Source organism: Marinibaculum pumilum (genome assembly GCF_042646425.1).
GTDB classification, from domain to species: domain Bacteria; phylum Pseudomonadota; class Alphaproteobacteria; order Ferrovibrionales; family Ferrovibrionaceae; genus Marinibaculum; species Marinibaculum pumilum.
Genome location: NZ_JBHRTR010000029.1, coordinates 125,450 through 139,323 on the forward strand (window position 1 = coordinate 125,450; position 13,874 = coordinate 139,323).

Consider the following 13,874-nt stretch of genomic DNA (forward strand, 5'->3'; position numbering starts at 1 on the left):
GGGCCGGGCCGGTAGCCCGGCCCGCGGCACTGGTGCAGGATGCGGCATGCCGCTGATCCTGCACCACTACGATGCCTCTCCGTTCTCCGAGAAGGTCCGGCTCGTCCTGGGCCTGAAGGGGCTCGCCTGGCATTCCGTCGTGGTGCCGGAGGTAATGCCGAAGCCGGACTATGTGCCGCTGACCGGCGGCTATCGCCGGGTCCCGGCGCTGCAGATCGGTGCCCATATCCATTGCGACACCGCCCGCATCCTGGCGGAGCTGGAGGCGCGCCATCCGGCGCCCGCCCTCTATCCCAGCGGCCGGCCCGCGAACGAGATCATCGCCCGCTGGGCGGAGAGCCAGCTGTTCTGGGCCGCGGCCCATTATGTCACCGGCCTGAACGCCGACCTGCTGCCGCAGCGCTTCCATGTCGACCGGGCGTCGATGCGCGGCCGCGAGGCACCGCCGCCGGATGCGGTGCGCAAGGCCGGCATGCGGGCCCTGGCGCAGCTGCGCCCCGCCATCCACTGGATCCAGGGCCTGCTGCATGACGGCAGGCGCCACCTGCTGGGGCCGGTGCCGGAGCTGGCGGATTTCGCGGTCTATCACGGCTTCTGGATGCTGGGGCAGTTCCCGCGCAACGCCCTGGACGACCTGGTGCCCGGCGGCCCGATCCGCAGCTGGATGGACCGCATGGCGGCGATCGGCCATGGCAGCCGCAGCGAGATGACCGCTGCCGAGGCACAGGCCATGGCCGCGCATTGCATGCCGGAGGTGCTGGACCCGGGCCTGCCGATGGACGGCCTGGCCGCGGGCGACATGGCCAGCATCCGTCCCGAGGATCGCGGCAGCCCGGCGGTGACGGGCCGGATCCTGCGCCTGACCGCGGACGAGGTGGCGCTGGCCCGCACCGACCCTGTCATGGACGACCTGGTCGTCCACTTCCCGCGCCTGGGCTATCTGCTGCGGGCCGCCGCGACCGGCTGAACGGCTGTCCGGCGCGGGATCCTATTCCCGTGCCGGCAGGGTCCGGATCCAGGCCACCAGCGCATCCAGGTCGGCATTGGTCATGCGGGCATAATAGCCATAGCCCATCGGCGGCATCATGCGGCTGCCATCGGGCCGCATGCCTGTCGTGATGGCGGCCTTCAATTCGGCATCGCTGTAGTCGGCCACCGGCCCGGCCGGGGTGATGTTGGACGAGACGCTCGTGCCCCAGGGGCCATGGAACTCGCGCCCGCCGGCGCCCAGCCGCCCCTGGAAGTCGGGATGCCCCCCGGCTGCCATCGGCGTATGGCATTCCACGCAATGGCCCAGCGGCCCGGCCAGATAGGCGCCATAGGCCAGGACATCGTCCCGGGGCACCTCCGCCACCGTCTCAACCGGCGGGCCGTAGGCTGGCGGCAGAGGGATTGCGTAGCTCGACTTCGGTACCGCATTGGCCAGCGCCGGAACGGTGCGCAGATAGGCGATAATCGCGGCAAGGTCCGTATCGGAAATGCCGCGATAGAGCGGACTCGGCATCGGCGGACCGATCAGGCTGCCGTCGGGACGCAGCCCGTCGCGGATCGCGGTGGCGATCTCGGCGTCGCTCCAGGCACCGATGCCGGTGTCCCGGTCCTGCGTGATGTTCGGGACATGGACTTTGCCCAGCACGGGCTCGTCCATCGCCATGCCGCCGGCGAGGAACCGCGTCATGTCCGGGCCGCCCGGGCCCTGGGGCGTGTGGCAATTGCCGCAGCCCATGATGCCGTTGACCAGATAATCGCCCCGGGCCACCGGATCTTCGGCCGCAGCCGCACAGGTGACGCTCAGAATCATCGCTGCCGCGGCGGCGGCCGCGAGCCGGAAGGGTGTGTCCAATCGCTTCTCCGCAATGCGTTCCATACGCACTGCAGAAGGTGCCACCAAGCGAAGCGGCGGCCAACCGGATTCCTGACCTGTCGCTGACGTCAGGCGGCCTTTTCCAGCCCGCACCATTCGGCGACGAACAGCGCGATGGAGCCGGTCACCCGCTTCAGCGAGGACAGGCTGACCCGCTCGTTGAAGGCGTGGATGTTCTCCGAATAGGGGCCGTAGACCAGGCAGGGGCAGTCGTCGTAGAGCACGAACACCCGGGCATCCAGGTAGCCTGGCGTGACGAAGCTCTCCAGGCTGGCGCCATAGGCGGAGGCATGGGCCCGGCCCAGCACCGCCTCCGCCGCACTGCCTTCCTCCAGCACGTAACCTTCCGCGAAGAAGCCGTTATATTCGACCTTCGGCGGGTTGTTGGCGAGGAAGGCATGGCCGCGCGCGGCCTGTGCCACGCAGGCATCGATCTCCCGCGCCGCGTCGCGCGGGTCGACGCCGGGATAGATCGCGATGCGGCAATCGACGCTGCACCAGGACGGCACCGACGAGGCCCAGTCGCCGCCGGCGATCTTGCCCGGGTTGAAGTTGATTGGGTGGTCCAGCCCCTCGAAATGCCGGAAGTCGGCCTTGCGGCCGTTCCATTCGGCCTCCAGCTCGCGCAGGGCGGCGATCACGACATAGGCCGCCTCGATCGCATTGGCGCCCACCCCGGCCTCGCGCACATGGACCGGTTCGCCGCGGACATGGATGCGGAACCAGATCACGCCGGTATTGGCGCGCACCAGCTTGTCGTCCTCCGGCTCCGGGATCAGCGCCGCATCCGCGCGATAGCCCCGCATCAGGCAGGCCAGCGCGCCGTTGCCGGTGCATTCCTCCTCCGTCACCGACTGCAGGTAGACGGTGGCGGCCGGCGCGTAGCCGAGGTCCCGCAGGCAATCCAGCGCGAAGATATTGGCGGCCAGGCCGGCCTTCATGTCCGCGGCGCCGCGGCCGTAGAGCCAGTCATCCTCCACATGCGGCTCGAACGGCGGGCGGTCCCACATGTCGAACGGACCCGTGGGCACGACATCGACATGGCCGTTGAGGATCAGGGACCGCCCCGCCTCGTCCTTCGGCCGGTGGGTGCCGACCACGTTGATGGCATTGTCGTAGGACACCGTCACCGGCGAGAAGCCGGGATGATGGCGGATCGCATCCTCCTCGATCGCCCAGCGGTCCATGGCATAGCCGCGGCCCGCCATCGCCTGGAACAGGAAGTCCTGCGCCGTATGTTCCTGCCCCCGCAGCGAGGGATGGCGCACCAGGTCGCAGGTGAAACGGAGCTGCCGCTCGAAGCCGGCCTCCACCGCCTGCAGGATCTCCGCTGCCAGTCCCGGGTCGAGCCTGCTGCCGGTCTCATCCTTCGTCATCTGCTCCGCCTTCCTCCCGTTCATGCCTGCTGCCACCTGCCGCCGGTCAGGCGCCGCCGCCGGGCGGCAGGTCGGAGTTGAACATGTCCCAGTGCAGCAGCCAGCGGCCGTCCTGCTTCTTCCACAGCACCATGTACTTGCCTCGGTCCAGCTCGGTGCCGTCGATATCGGCCATGCTGTAGCCGCCATGCTCCACCGCACCGGCGCCGCCATCGGACTGCACCTCGACCCGCCAGGTATCCAGCCGGGCGATGCCTTCCGCCTTCAGCGCGGCCATCGCGTCGACGACCGCCTGGCGCCCGGTCATGGCCGGTGAACCGGGCACCATGAAGACGCAATCCTCGGTGTAGAGCGGGCCGATCGCCATCATGTCGCCGCCGTTGAAATATTCAGGAATCAGGCGCGCCACCTGATCGATTTCCGCCTTTATGACCTCAGACGGCTGCATGCCGACACCTCTCCGATCCGTTGCCCGCCGATTCCCCGCGGCAAAGAATGCGGCGACCCGTACCGCCCTGACAACCGCCGTGTCGCGGCAACCGCTTATTGCCCGCGGCGGCTTCGCAATCGCATACTGACAGCATCGCCAGCATCTCGCAGACGCCGGCTCCCGAGCGACGGGCTGCCCGTGACGGACTCTCCGGTCCGCAGGATCCGCGCCGGCCGGGCAGGCCTGCCCGGCCGTTCGGTGAGGCGGGCGCCGGATTGTCCCATCCGATCGCGCATCCGCATTGGCGACGGCAGGCGCCGCGGATCGTGCTGCCGAACGGAACGCCCAGGCGATGCGCATATCGATCGATGCCGGACTGTCGCGCTGGAGCAGCGAGTTCCTCGACCGGGAGGTGGAGGCCGCCTTCCGGGAATGGAATCACCCGGCAGCCCTCAGCCTCGCCCGCACCGTCGGCTATGTCATCGTGGTGGCCGCCCTGCCCTACCTCTATGCCACTTTCCTGCGCTTCGGGGACGCGCCTACCTTCCACCTGCTGCTTGTTGCCCGGCTGGCCATCGTGGCGCTGGGCTGCCTGCTCCTGTTCCTGGTCCACCGCCGGGTCGGCGCCGGCCGCCTGGACCTGGTCATCGCCGTCGTGATCGTGGCGGTGCAGGTCCAGTCCATTCTGCTGGCGGCGCTCTCGGTCCCCGCGATCAACCTGCTGGACGTGCAGGTCATCCTGGTCCTGGTCTGCATCTATGCCTTCATGCCGACCCGCTTCGTCTTCAAGCTGGTCGCCTGCCTGGCAATGACCCTGGCCTTCCTGGCCCTGGTGATCGCCGCGTTCGACATCGACCCGCCGGAGCGGTTCGGACTGATCGCCTGGCTGATCGGCGCCAACATCATCGGCATCTATACCTGCCGCTACTGGGACCGGCTGCGCCGCAGCGAATATACCACCCAGGAAAGACTGCGGCTGGCCAACGAGGCGCTGGCCGCCAGCAACAGGGACCTGGCCAGGGCCAGGGCGGATGCGGAGCGGGAAAGCCAGACGAAGTCGCAGTTCCTGGCCAATGTCAGCCACGAACTGCGCACGCCGCTGAACGCCATCATCGGCTTTTCCGAGATCATGAAGGCTGGAATCTACGGCCCGCTGGGAGATCGCCGCTATGACGGCTATCTGGACGATATCCACGGCAGCGGCACCTACCTGCTGAACCTGATCAACGACCTGCTCGACCTGGCCAAAGTGGAAGCCGGCAAGCTGGAGCTGCACGAATCCGAAGTCGACATCGCCGCCACGATCGGCGATGCGACCCGCATGCTGGCGGAGGATGCGCGACGCCGCGGCGTGGCGATCGCCACCCGGATCGCCGGCGACCTGCCGCCGCTGATGGCCGATGCGCGGGCCTGCCGGCAGATCCTGCTGAATCTGCTGTCGAATGCGGTGAAGTTCTCGCCGTCGGGGAGGGAGGTCACCGTCGCCGCCCGCGTGGAGCCGACAGGCGACCTGCTGCTCGCCGTCAGCGATGCCGGGCCGGGTATCGCGCCCGAAGACCTGGCCAAGGTGGTCGAGCCGTTCGGCCAGGCCGCGATGACCACGGTCGATGCGAAACGCGGCACCGGCCTGGGCCTGCCGCTGGCGATCTCGCTGGCGAAGGCGCATGGCGGCAGCCTGGAGCTGCGCTCGACGCCGGGCGGCGGCACGACGGTGGACGTACGGTTCCCGGCCGGGCGCCTCCTGCCGCCGGGCACGGCGGCAACGGCGACCGATCGGTCGTGAGACGGTTCAGGCGGACAGCCCGCCGTCGACGGCCAGTTCGGCACCGGTGACATAGGAGGCGGCATCCGACGACAGGAACAGCACCGCCTGCGCCACCTCCGCCGGCGTCCCGGCCCGGCCGACCGGCGCCAGGTGCGCGGCCAGGTCATGCGGGTCGCGGTGCGGCGCATTGCCCTGCGGGATCTTGGTCCAGATCGGCGTGTCGATGATCCCCGGATGCACGGAATTCACCCGCACGCCGTTGCGCTGGCCGGCACATTCCAGCGCCAGCGACTTCGCGAAATAGCGCACGCCGGCCTTTGTGGCGGAATAGCCGGCCAGCGCCGGCGCACCCTGCAGGCCCGCGACGGAGGAGATCACCGTCAGCGCGCCGCCGCCGCCTTCCGCCATCAGCGGCACGGCATGCCTGGCGGTCAGGAAGACGCCGTCCAGGTTGACCGCGTTCTGCCGCTGCCAGTCGGCCAGCGCCATCGAGGTGACATAGCCGCCGATGCCGATACCGGCATTCGCGACCGCCACGTCCAGCCGCCCCCACTGCGCCCGGATCTCCGCCATCAGCGGCGGCCAGCTTTCCTCGTCGGCGACGTCCTGGCGGTGAAAGCGCACCCGCCCGTCGGCCCCACCGAGTTCCGCTGCCAGCGCTGCCCCGGCTGCCGCATCCAGGTCGGTCACCATCACCGCCGCCCCGGCCGCCGCCAGGGCGCGCACGCAGGCGGCGCCGATGCCGGAAGCGCCTCCCGTCACCAGCGCGGTCTTTTCGTCCAGCCGCATCGTTCCCACCTCCCCAATCACAGCCCGCCGTTATACCCTGGCAGCGAAGCCGATCCAGCAGGGACAGCAACCGCCGCCGGGCGCCAAGGAGCTTTGCCGATGACCGCGACCTTCCCCGATGTCAGCCATCTGCGCGGCAATTTCGCACCGCTTCTGCTGGAGGCGGATGCCCATGACCTGGTGATCGAGGGGGAGGTGCCGGCCGGGCTGTCCGGCAGCCTCTACCGCAACGGCCCGAACCCGCAATACCCGCCGCGCGGGCAGAGCCACTGGTTCGGCGGCGAGGGCATGGTGCATGCCTTCCACATCCGCGACGGCCGCGTCTCCTACCGCAACCGCTGGGTGATGACCGACAAGATCCGCCTGGAGCGCGAGGCCGGGCGGGCCCTGTTCGGCATCTTCAACAACCCGATGGACACCGACCCTTCGGTGCAGGACAAGGACCCGAGCCTGGCGAACACCCATATCGTCTGGCATGCCGGCAAGCTGCTGGCGCTGGAGGAAGGGCATGCCCCGGTCACCATGGCCCCGCGCAGCCTGGAGACGGAAGGCCCCTGGGATTTCGGCGGCGTGCTGAAGGCCAATTTCACCGCCCATCCGAAGGTCGACCCGGAAACCGGCGAGATGCTGGCCTTCGCCTACATGGCGGCGGGGCCGGCCAGCCCGGACATGGCCTACTACGTCATCGACCGCGACGGGAAGCTGGTCCGCCAGGACATCTTCCAGGCGCCCTACAGCGCGATGGTGCACGACTTCCTGGCCACCGACCGGCATGTCCTGTTCCCGGTCTTTCCGCTGACCGCCAGCCTGGAGCGGGCGATGCAGGGCCGGCCGTTCTTCGCCTGGGAGCCGGAGAAGGGCAGCCATATCGGCATCATGGCGCGCAATGCCGGTGTCGACAGCATCCGCTGGTTTCAGGCACCGGCCTGCTATGTCTTCCATCCCCTGAATGCCTGGAGCGAAGGGGACAGGGTGATCGCCGACGTCATGAAGTATGACGTCGCGCCGCTGTTCCCGGCGCCGGACGGGACGCCGGCATCGGGCCGCGACAATCCCACCCGACTGGTGCGCTGGACCTTCGACCTGGCCGGCAATTCCGACAGCTTCAAGGAAGAGGCGCTGGACGACCAGTATGCGGAGTTTCCGCGGCTGGACGAGCGGCGCGCCGGGCTGTCGTACCGCTATGGCTTCGCCGCAGGGCGCAGTGCGATCACTGGCCCGGATGGCGACAACAGCTTCGACACCCTGCTGCGCTACGACCTGACGGGCGGGTCGAAGGACAGCTTCGTGATGCCGGAGGACCAGAAGCTCTCGGAGCCGGTCTTCGTGCCGCGCGACGCCGACGCCGGCGAGGGCGAGGGATGGCTGCTCGCCACCGCCTACCGCCCGCGGGAGAACCGCTCCGACCTGGTGATCTTCGACGCCCAGGCGGTCGGCGACGGGCCGGTCGCCCGCGCCCATCTTCCGGTGCGGGTGCCCTATGGCTTCCACGGCTGCTGGCGGCCGGACGAATGAGGTCCGGCCGACCGCCGCTCACCCGATGACGGGCAGCCCCAAGGCCACCGCATAGACGGCACAGGCCAGCAGCACCAGCCAGGTCATCGCCGCGGCGACCCCGCGACCGATGCGATGCGCCCGGACCGCTCCGCTCGCACGCAGCGACACGGCATGCAGGAGCCGCATCGCCAGCAGGATCAGCCCCGCGGCATGCAGGAACCAGGCGGCACCACCCGCCATCTCGATCATCAGCATCAGCAGCAGGATGAACGGGACATATTCGATGAAGTTGCCGAACACCCGGATCCGGGTCGCCAGCTCCGGATCGCCGCCGTCGCCCCAGGCGATCCCGGTCGCGAAGCGGCGCATCGGCACCCGGATCGACAGCACCGCCATCACCAGACCGAACAGCCCCCCGTAAAGCAGAGCAAGCATGGTTTCCCCCGATTCCGACCCCAGAATATGTTATTCATCATATAACATTTTATATGTTATTGATCATATTCCGGCCTGTCGAATCGTGGCGACGGGCCGCAGGGGACGGGGATGCCGGCGAACAGCAAGCAGAAGGCACGAACCCGCGCGCGGATCGTGGATGCCGCGGCGCGGCAGTTCCGCAGGCACGGCTATGCCGGCGCGGGGATCGACACGATCATGGCCGATGCCGGCCTGACCCGTGGCGGCTTCTACGCCCATTTCGCGTCGAAGGCGGAGCTGTTCACCGAGGTGGTGGCAAGCCGCCACGACCTGATCGACCGGCTTCGGAAGCGGGACGCCGACGACCCGTCGCACCTGCAGGCTGCGGCAGCGGAGATCCTGCAGGCCTATCTGTCGCCGGCGAACCTGCCGGCGGTGGCGCCCAATTGCGGCTTCGCGACCCTGGCCGCCGATGCGGCCCGTGCCGCCGCGCCGACCCGCCACGCCTTCTCCGCCCAGATCGACGCCTTCTGGCAGGAACTGTTCCGCGGCCGACAGACGCCGCCCGACGCCCGGGAGACGGAGACCGCCCTGCGTGTGCTGGCGCTCGCGGTCGGCGCTCTGACCCTGGCCAGCGCCTCCGACAACCGCCCGCTGGCGGAGGCCCTGCTGACGGCCGCACAGGGTCAGGTGGGTGTCTGGATGGCGGAGCTGGCGGGACGGCCCTGAACTGCGGACCGCGCCGGCAGCGCCCTCGACCAAACGAACGACGGCCGGTGATCGCCCTGGACCCTGCTGCCGACACGGGCCAAGCTCGGGTCCGAGGGGGAGATGTCGAACGGCGGGAGCGGCGGAATGACCGAGGGCGATAGCGGCGGCACAGGCGGTTCATCCGGCTTCTGGTCCCGGCGGCGCTTCCTGGCCGGCAGTGCCGCCGGTGGCATCCTTCTGGCTGCCACCCCACTCGCCCTGCGCGCCGCCACCTTCCAGGCGCGGGAAAGCATGCCCGCAGCGCCCGGCTGGGCTGCGGAGAAGGGTGTCGGCCAGCCGCGCTATCGGATCGACGGCTTCGCCAAGGTCACCGGCGCAAAGCTCTATGCCCGCGATTTCCGCGCCGCCGACATGCCCGGCTGGCCGCAGGCGACCGGCCGTGCCCTGCTGCTGTTCGCGCCCGACGCCAGCCGCACCTTCACCGGCATCGACCTCTCCCTTCTCGGCAAGGATCTGCAGCCAGACCGGGTGGTGACGGCCGAGGACCTGGTGCAGGCCGGGATCGCGGCGACCGGATTTTTTGCCTGCGACCTGTTCTGCCCGAAGGGCAAGACACCCGCCTATCTGGGCCAGCCGGTGGCGATGCTGATCTGGCATGACATCGCGCGCTTCGCGCCGGCCCGGCAGACCTTGCGCGGCGCCGACGGGGTGGTGACCTTCGGCGCCAAGACCGGGCCTGTCGACGGCGCGCCGTACGGCGCCAACCGCTTCACCCGGGTCGGCGGCGACAGCCCGCGCGGCCCCGACGTCTATTCCCCGGTGAAGGACGGCTGGGTACAGCCGGTGCGCTACCAGAAGGCGCAGATGCCGGTCTGGGCACCGGAGCAGCAGGACGGCGATGCCGCCGACCGGGCGAGCTTCTACGGCGAGGCGATGCGCAAGGACCTGGCCGACGGCAAGGCCGGCCGGGTTTTCGAACTGGATTTCCAGACCCAGAGCATCGACCAGGTCTTCATGGAGCCGGAATGCGGCCTGGCCTGGCACGACCGTGCCAACCGCCGCCTGGCGGCCGTGTTCGACGTGCAGTCGCCGGAGGTCACCCTGCAGTCGATCGGCGCGATGCTCGCCAAGGCGAAGGCCCCATACGACATCGGCATGGTGGACGGTCATTTCGCCTATATCGGCGGCGGCTTCGGCGGCAAGGACCATACCATCGTGCCGCTCTATGTCGCGCTGGCGGGCCTGTTCGGCGAGGGCCGGCCGGTGCGGCTGGCGCTGGACCGGTTCGAGCAGTTCCAGTTCGGCCTGAAGCGGCACAGCTTCCGGGTGAAGAGCCGCCTGGGCGTCGATCCGGGCAGCGGCGACTTCCTGGTGCAGGCCACCGACCTGGTCTCCGACGGCGGCGGACTGGCCAACTTCTCCGCCTCCGTCGCCGATGTCGCGGCCACCGCCGCCACCTCGATCTACTATCTGCCGCGCAGCGACATCACCACCACGGCGCAGCATTCCCGTGCCGTCACCGCCGGCTCGATGCGGGGCTACGGCACCCTGCAGTCTATGGCCGCGATGGAAGTGCTGGTCGACCAGGTCGCGACGGGTTTGAAGATCGACCCGATCGACCTGCGCCGCCGCAACGCCCTGCGCACCGGACAGCTGAACCTGACCGGCAATACCGCCGCCGGCGCCCTGCGCACGGTGGAGGTCCTGGACCGGCTGGCGCAGGCGAAGCTCTGGACCGGGCGTGCAGATGCCAAGACGGCCTATGAGGGTCAGCACAGCGCGACATCCTTCGGCACCGGCATCGCCTGCGTGATGAAGGATTTCGGCGCCGGCGGCGACGGCGCACTGGCCGCCGTCAGCCTCGACCGCCAGGGCCGCATCACCGTGGCCGGCAACACGATCGAGATGGGCACCGGCATCTCCACCGCGATGGCGGTGCGGGTGGCCGAGCATCTGGGCCGCAGCGCCGACGTCTCGCGCACCGACGACCCGTCGCTCTGGGAGCCGCTGAAACTCACCACCTCCGGGTCGCCCTGGACGATCAGCCAGGCGGCGCAGGATGCCGCCGCGGCCAACCCGCGCTGGGTGCCGCTGGTCTCCAGCCCGGCCAGTGCCTCCATCGGCGCGCATGTGAACACCCATGCCGCGGCCCAGGCGGCGCTGGCGGTGCTGCGCTTCGGCCTCTGGCCCGCGGCGCTGGCGATCTGGAGCGAAGGCCCGCTGGGCGGCCAGGCGGCGGGCGAATACATTACCTTCGACGAACTGCGCTGGGTCGACGGCGCCCTGGCCGGCGCGGGGATGGAGCCGCTGCCGCTGCCGCGGCTTGCCGCAAAGGCGCATGAGATGGGCCTGGTGACCGGCGCCATGGTGCATGCCTTCAGCCGCTGGAGCTGGGCGGTCGCCGAATTCCCGATGAAACACACCGATGGCGGAGGGGAAAGCTGGCAGGCGCCGATCGACGCGCTGGCGGTGCAGCGCGGCAGCGTCGACTGGCAGCTGCTGGACCGCACGAAGGTCGAGTTCCCGCCGGCCAGCTACGAGAAGATCGGCGTCAACTACTATGCCACCTGCGGCACCATCGTCGCCCTGTCGGTGGACCGCACCAACGGCGCGGTGACCCTGCACGGCATCCACCAGGTGCTGGAATGCGGCCGACCGATCGTGCCGGACCTGGTCAGCGGCATCGCCCAGGGCGGCATCGCCATGGGAGTCGGCCAGGCGCTGCACGAATTCTTGCCGCTGTACGAGGACGGGCCCGGCAATGGCAGCTGGAACCTGAACCGCTACCGGGTGCCGATGGCCGCCGACCTGCCGGTCTGGAACACCGTGCTGGAGGTGCTGCCGCCGCTCAGCGACACCGACCCGCCGAAGGGCATGGCGGAGGTGGTGATGATCCCGGTGATCCCGGCGATCCTGAACGCCCTGCACGATGCGGTGGGCAAGCGCTTCACGAAGCTGCCGGTGACTGCCGACGACATCATGGAGGCGCTGCAGCCATGACCACGACGAAGCTTGAGATGATTGTCAACGGCAGACAAGTCGGCCCCCACGAGGTGCCGGAGGGGCTGGCCATGGTCGACTATCTGAACGACTGGCTGGGCCTGACCGGCACCAAGTTCGGCTGCGGCATCGGCATCTGCCATGCCTGCGTCGTCATCGTCGACGAGCCCGGCGGCGGCAGCCGGACCGAGCGCACCTGCATCAACGGCGCCGCCGGTTTTGCCGGCATGAAGGTGCGCACGGTGGAGGGCCATGCGGACGGCGGCACCCTGTCGGCGGTGCAGCAGGCCTTCGTCGACCATTTCGCCTTCCAGTGCGGCTATTGCACCCCCGGCTTCGTCAACGAGGCGACCCGGCTGGTGGAGGAACTGGCAAGCGCACCGGTGGCGAAGAGCGCGGTCGAGGCGAAGCTGGCGGAGGCGCTGGGGGAGCATATCTGCCGCTGCTCCGGCTATATCCGCTACTACGAGGCGATGCGCGCGTTGATCCTCGCCGATCCCCGCCTGACGAAGGCGGGCTGAGCGATGGCGCGGCTCCTCGGTGTCCTGGTCGGCCTCGGCATCATCGGCATCACCGCCTATGGCCTGTTCGCCTGGCTCTGGGGCGTGCCCTCGGTCGCGGACCGGCCGACCCTGACCGATCCCAAGGCGATCGCGGAGGGGAAGTACCTGGCGGCCGCCGGCGACTGCGTCTCCTGCCACACGGTGGAAGATGGCGGCCAGCGCTTCGCCGGCGGTCGGCCCTTCGACACGCCGTTCGGCCGGCTCTATTCCACCAACATCACGCCGGATGCGACGACCGGCATCGGCGGCATGACCTCGGCAGAGTTCTACCAGCTGATCGCCTATGGCGCGGATTCGGTGTGGGACCCGCTCTACCCGGCGATGCCCTATACCTCGTTCCACAATATCGACCGCGACCAGTCGGACCGGCTGCACGCCTATTTCATGAGCCTGGAGCCGGTGGCGCAGCCGGCGACACCGAACGCGCTGACCTTCCCGTTCAGCATCCGGCCGCTGATGTTCGGCTGGAACCTGCTGTTCGCCAGCCGTGCGCCCTTCGAGGCGCGGCCGGACAAGGACGATGCCTGGAACCGCGGCGCCTTCCTGGTCCAGGGGCCGGGCCATTGCGGCGAATGCCACACCCCGCGCAACCTGCTGGGCGCGATGGAAGGCGGCGAGGCGGCGCTGTCGGGCGCGGTGATCGGCGGCATGGAGGCGCCCGACCTGCGCCCCCAGGCGCTGGCCGCGCGCGGCTGGACCCGCGCCGACCTGGCGACCTATTTCGAGACCGGCGCCAGCCCGCAGGGCTCCGCCTTCGGCGAGATGTTCCTGGCGGTGAAGAACTCGCTGCGGCTGCTGAGCCACGACGACCGGGTCGCCATCGCCAGCTACCTGATGGACACGACAGCCGATGCGCCGACGAAGGGGCAGAAGGCGGTGGCGGCGATGGGCGATGCGGCGCATCCGAACAAGGAAGGACAATCTCTCTACCTCACCCATTGCGGGCTCTGCCACGGGCCGCAGGGCCAGGGCATGGCCAACACCATGCCGGCGCTGAAGGGCAATGCCACCCTGGCGCAGCCCGATGGCCGCAACCTGGTGCAGGTGATCGCCGACGGCGTAAAGCCGGAGGCGATGAGCCAGACGGCGGGCTACGGCCCTATGCCCGGCTATCGCGACCGGCTGGACACGCAGCAGATCACCGACCTGGCGAACTACCTGCGCGCCGACTTCGCCCCCGGCGGTGCGGCGCTGCCGCCGCTGACGGCGGACCAGGTGCAGCAGATCCTGCAGCCGTAGCGCCTTTCGGCCAAAGGTGAAGGCTGTACCACCACGACGACCGTCTTCCCCGACTTGATCGGGGATCCATTCCGCAAGCGGTGCGGCACCGCACGGCCGGCGGAATGGATTCCATGGTCAAGCCCACTGGTGTCCGGTTAAGAATTCTGGACGTGGTGCATGGCATTGATTCTACTGAGTTCCAAGCGTTTGGCGGCGTTTGGGACACAGCGGAAGGTCAATG

At 69.4% G+C, this 13,874-nt stretch carries 12 protein-coding genes; 7 read left to right on the top strand and 5 right to left on the bottom strand.

From position 1 onward, the window contains the following. Positions 1 to 46: 46 nt before the first annotated feature. Positions 47 to 967 carry a glutathione S-transferase family protein gene (locus tag ACFOGJ_RS17440; protein ID WP_379902818.1) on the top strand — a complete coding sequence of 307 codons (921 nt, stop codon included), beginning with the start codon at positions 47 to 49 and terminating at the stop codon, positions 965 to 967. A gap of 21 nt (positions 968 to 988) precedes the next feature. Here ACFOGJ_RS17440 and ACFOGJ_RS17445 read toward each other — a convergent pair whose 3' ends face one another. The 3 genes from ACFOGJ_RS17445 to ACFOGJ_RS17455 all read right to left on the bottom strand — a co-directional run bounded on the left by ACFOGJ_RS17445 (position 989) and on the right by ACFOGJ_RS17455 (position 3,688). Next, the gene (locus ACFOGJ_RS17445; protein WP_379902821.1) at positions 989 to 1,843 is read right to left on the bottom strand and encodes a c-type cytochrome; all 855 of its coding nucleotides are present in this window, start codon (positions 1,841 to 1,843) and stop codon (positions 989 to 991) included. Between the two features lie 89 nt (positions 1,844 to 1,932). After that, positions 1,933 to 3,240 carry an ArgE/DapE family deacylase gene (locus ACFOGJ_RS17450; protein ID WP_379902823.1) on the bottom strand — a complete coding sequence of 436 codons (1,308 nt, stop codon included), beginning with the start codon at positions 3,238 to 3,240 and terminating at the stop codon, positions 1,933 to 1,935. Positions 3,241 to 3,286: 46 nt separating this feature from the next. Continuing rightward, a complete protein-coding gene (locus ACFOGJ_RS17455) occupies positions 3,287 to 3,688 on the bottom strand; it encodes a YybH family protein (RefSeq protein WP_379902825.1) in 402 nt (133 codons plus the stop codon). A gap of 334 nt (positions 3,689 to 4,022) precedes the next feature. On the opposite strand from ACFOGJ_RS17455, the gene ACFOGJ_RS17460 reads away from it, so the two are divergent. Then, on the top strand, positions 4,023 to 5,453 hold the full coding sequence (locus ACFOGJ_RS17460; protein WP_379902828.1) for a sensor histidine kinase: 1,431 nt from the start codon (positions 4,023 to 4,025) through the stop codon (positions 5,451 to 5,453). Between the two features lie 6 nt (positions 5,454 to 5,459). Here the strand turns inward: ACFOGJ_RS17460 and ACFOGJ_RS17465 are convergent, their stop codons facing one another. Then, positions 5,460 to 6,224: an SDR family oxidoreductase gene (locus ACFOGJ_RS17465; protein ID WP_379902831.1), complete on the bottom strand. Its 765-nt coding sequence runs from the start codon at positions 6,222 to 6,224 to the stop codon at positions 5,460 to 5,462. A gap of 99 nt (positions 6,225 to 6,323) precedes the next feature. On the opposite strand from ACFOGJ_RS17465, the gene ACFOGJ_RS17470 reads away from it, so the two are divergent. Then, a complete protein-coding gene (locus ACFOGJ_RS17470) occupies positions 6,324 to 7,739 on the top strand; it encodes a carotenoid oxygenase family protein (RefSeq protein WP_379902834.1) in 1,416 nt (471 codons plus the stop codon). A gap of 18 nt (positions 7,740 to 7,757) precedes the next feature. Here the strand turns inward: ACFOGJ_RS17470 and ACFOGJ_RS17475 are convergent, their stop codons facing one another. Then, on the bottom strand, positions 7,758 to 8,156 hold the full coding sequence (locus tag ACFOGJ_RS17475) for an MAPEG family protein (RefSeq protein WP_379902837.1): 399 nt from the start codon (positions 8,154 to 8,156) through the stop codon (positions 7,758 to 7,760). 111 nt (positions 8,157 to 8,267) lie between these two features. Here ACFOGJ_RS17475 and ACFOGJ_RS17480 point away from each other — a divergent pair, with 111 nt between their 5' ends. The 4 genes from ACFOGJ_RS17480 (at position 8,268) to ACFOGJ_RS17495 (ending at position 13,651) form a co-directional block, all read left to right on the top strand. Continuing rightward, the gene (locus ACFOGJ_RS17480; protein WP_379902840.1) at positions 8,268 to 8,867 is read left to right on the top strand and encodes a TetR family transcriptional regulator; all 600 of its coding nucleotides are present in this window, start codon (positions 8,268 to 8,270) and stop codon (positions 8,865 to 8,867) included. Between the two features lie 126 nt (positions 8,868 to 8,993). Continuing rightward, positions 8,994 to 11,849, top strand: coding sequence for a xanthine dehydrogenase family protein molybdopterin-binding subunit (locus tag ACFOGJ_RS17485; protein ID WP_379902843.1), 2,856 nt, complete (start codon positions 8,994 to 8,996; stop codon positions 11,847 to 11,849). After that, positions 11,846 to 12,370: a (2Fe-2S)-binding protein gene (locus tag ACFOGJ_RS17490; RefSeq protein ID WP_379902845.1), complete on the top strand. Its 525-nt coding sequence runs from the start codon at positions 11,846 to 11,848 to the stop codon at positions 12,368 to 12,370. Before ACFOGJ_RS17485 ends, ACFOGJ_RS17490 begins: the two co-directional genes overlap by 4 nt. Positions 12,371 to 12,373: 3 nt before the next feature. Further along, complete coding sequence (locus ACFOGJ_RS17495) at positions 12,374 to 13,651, top strand: c-type cytochrome (protein WP_379902847.1); 1,278 nt, start codon at positions 12,374 to 12,376, stop codon at positions 13,649 to 13,651. Positions 13,652 to 13,874: the final 223 nt, after the last annotated feature.

Excerpts from the sequence above, each read along its gene's own strand:
- ACFOGJ_RS17440 (WP_379902818.1), top strand. The coding sequence starts at position 47 with ATGCCGCTGATCCTGCACCACTACGATGCCTCTCCGTTCTCCGAGAAG.
- ACFOGJ_RS17450 (WP_379902823.1), bottom strand. The coding sequence starts at position 3,240 with ATGACGAAGGATGAGACCGGCAGCAGGCTCGACCCGGGACTGGCAGCG.
- ACFOGJ_RS17455 (WP_379902825.1), bottom strand. The coding sequence starts at position 3,688 with ATGCAGCCGTCTGAGGTCATAAAGGCGGAAATCGATCAGGTGGCGCGC.
- ACFOGJ_RS17460 (WP_379902828.1), top strand. The coding sequence starts at position 4,023 with ATGCGCATATCGATCGATGCCGGACTGTCGCGCTGGAGCAGCGAGTTC.
- ACFOGJ_RS17465 (WP_379902831.1), bottom strand. The coding sequence starts at position 6,224 with ATGCGGCTGGACGAAAAGACCGCGCTGGTGACGGGAGGCGCTTCCGGC.
- ACFOGJ_RS17470 (WP_379902834.1), top strand. The coding sequence starts at position 6,324 with ATGACCGCGACCTTCCCCGATGTCAGCCATCTGCGCGGCAATTTCGCA.
- ACFOGJ_RS17475 (WP_379902837.1), bottom strand. The coding sequence starts at position 8,156 with ATGCTTGCTCTGCTTTACGGGGGGCTGTTCGGTCTGGTGATGGCGGTG.
- ACFOGJ_RS17480 (WP_379902840.1), top strand. The coding sequence starts at position 8,268 with ATGCCGGCGAACAGCAAGCAGAAGGCACGAACCCGCGCGCGGATCGTG.
- ACFOGJ_RS17485 (WP_379902843.1), top strand. The coding sequence starts at position 8,994 with ATGACCGAGGGCGATAGCGGCGGCACAGGCGGTTCATCCGGCTTCTGG.
- ACFOGJ_RS17490 (WP_379902845.1), top strand. The coding sequence starts at position 11,846 with ATGACCACGACGAAGCTTGAGATGATTGTCAACGGCAGACAAGTCGGC.
- ACFOGJ_RS17495 (WP_379902847.1), top strand. The coding sequence starts at position 12,374 with ATGGCGCGGCTCCTCGGTGTCCTGGTCGGCCTCGGCATCATCGGCATC.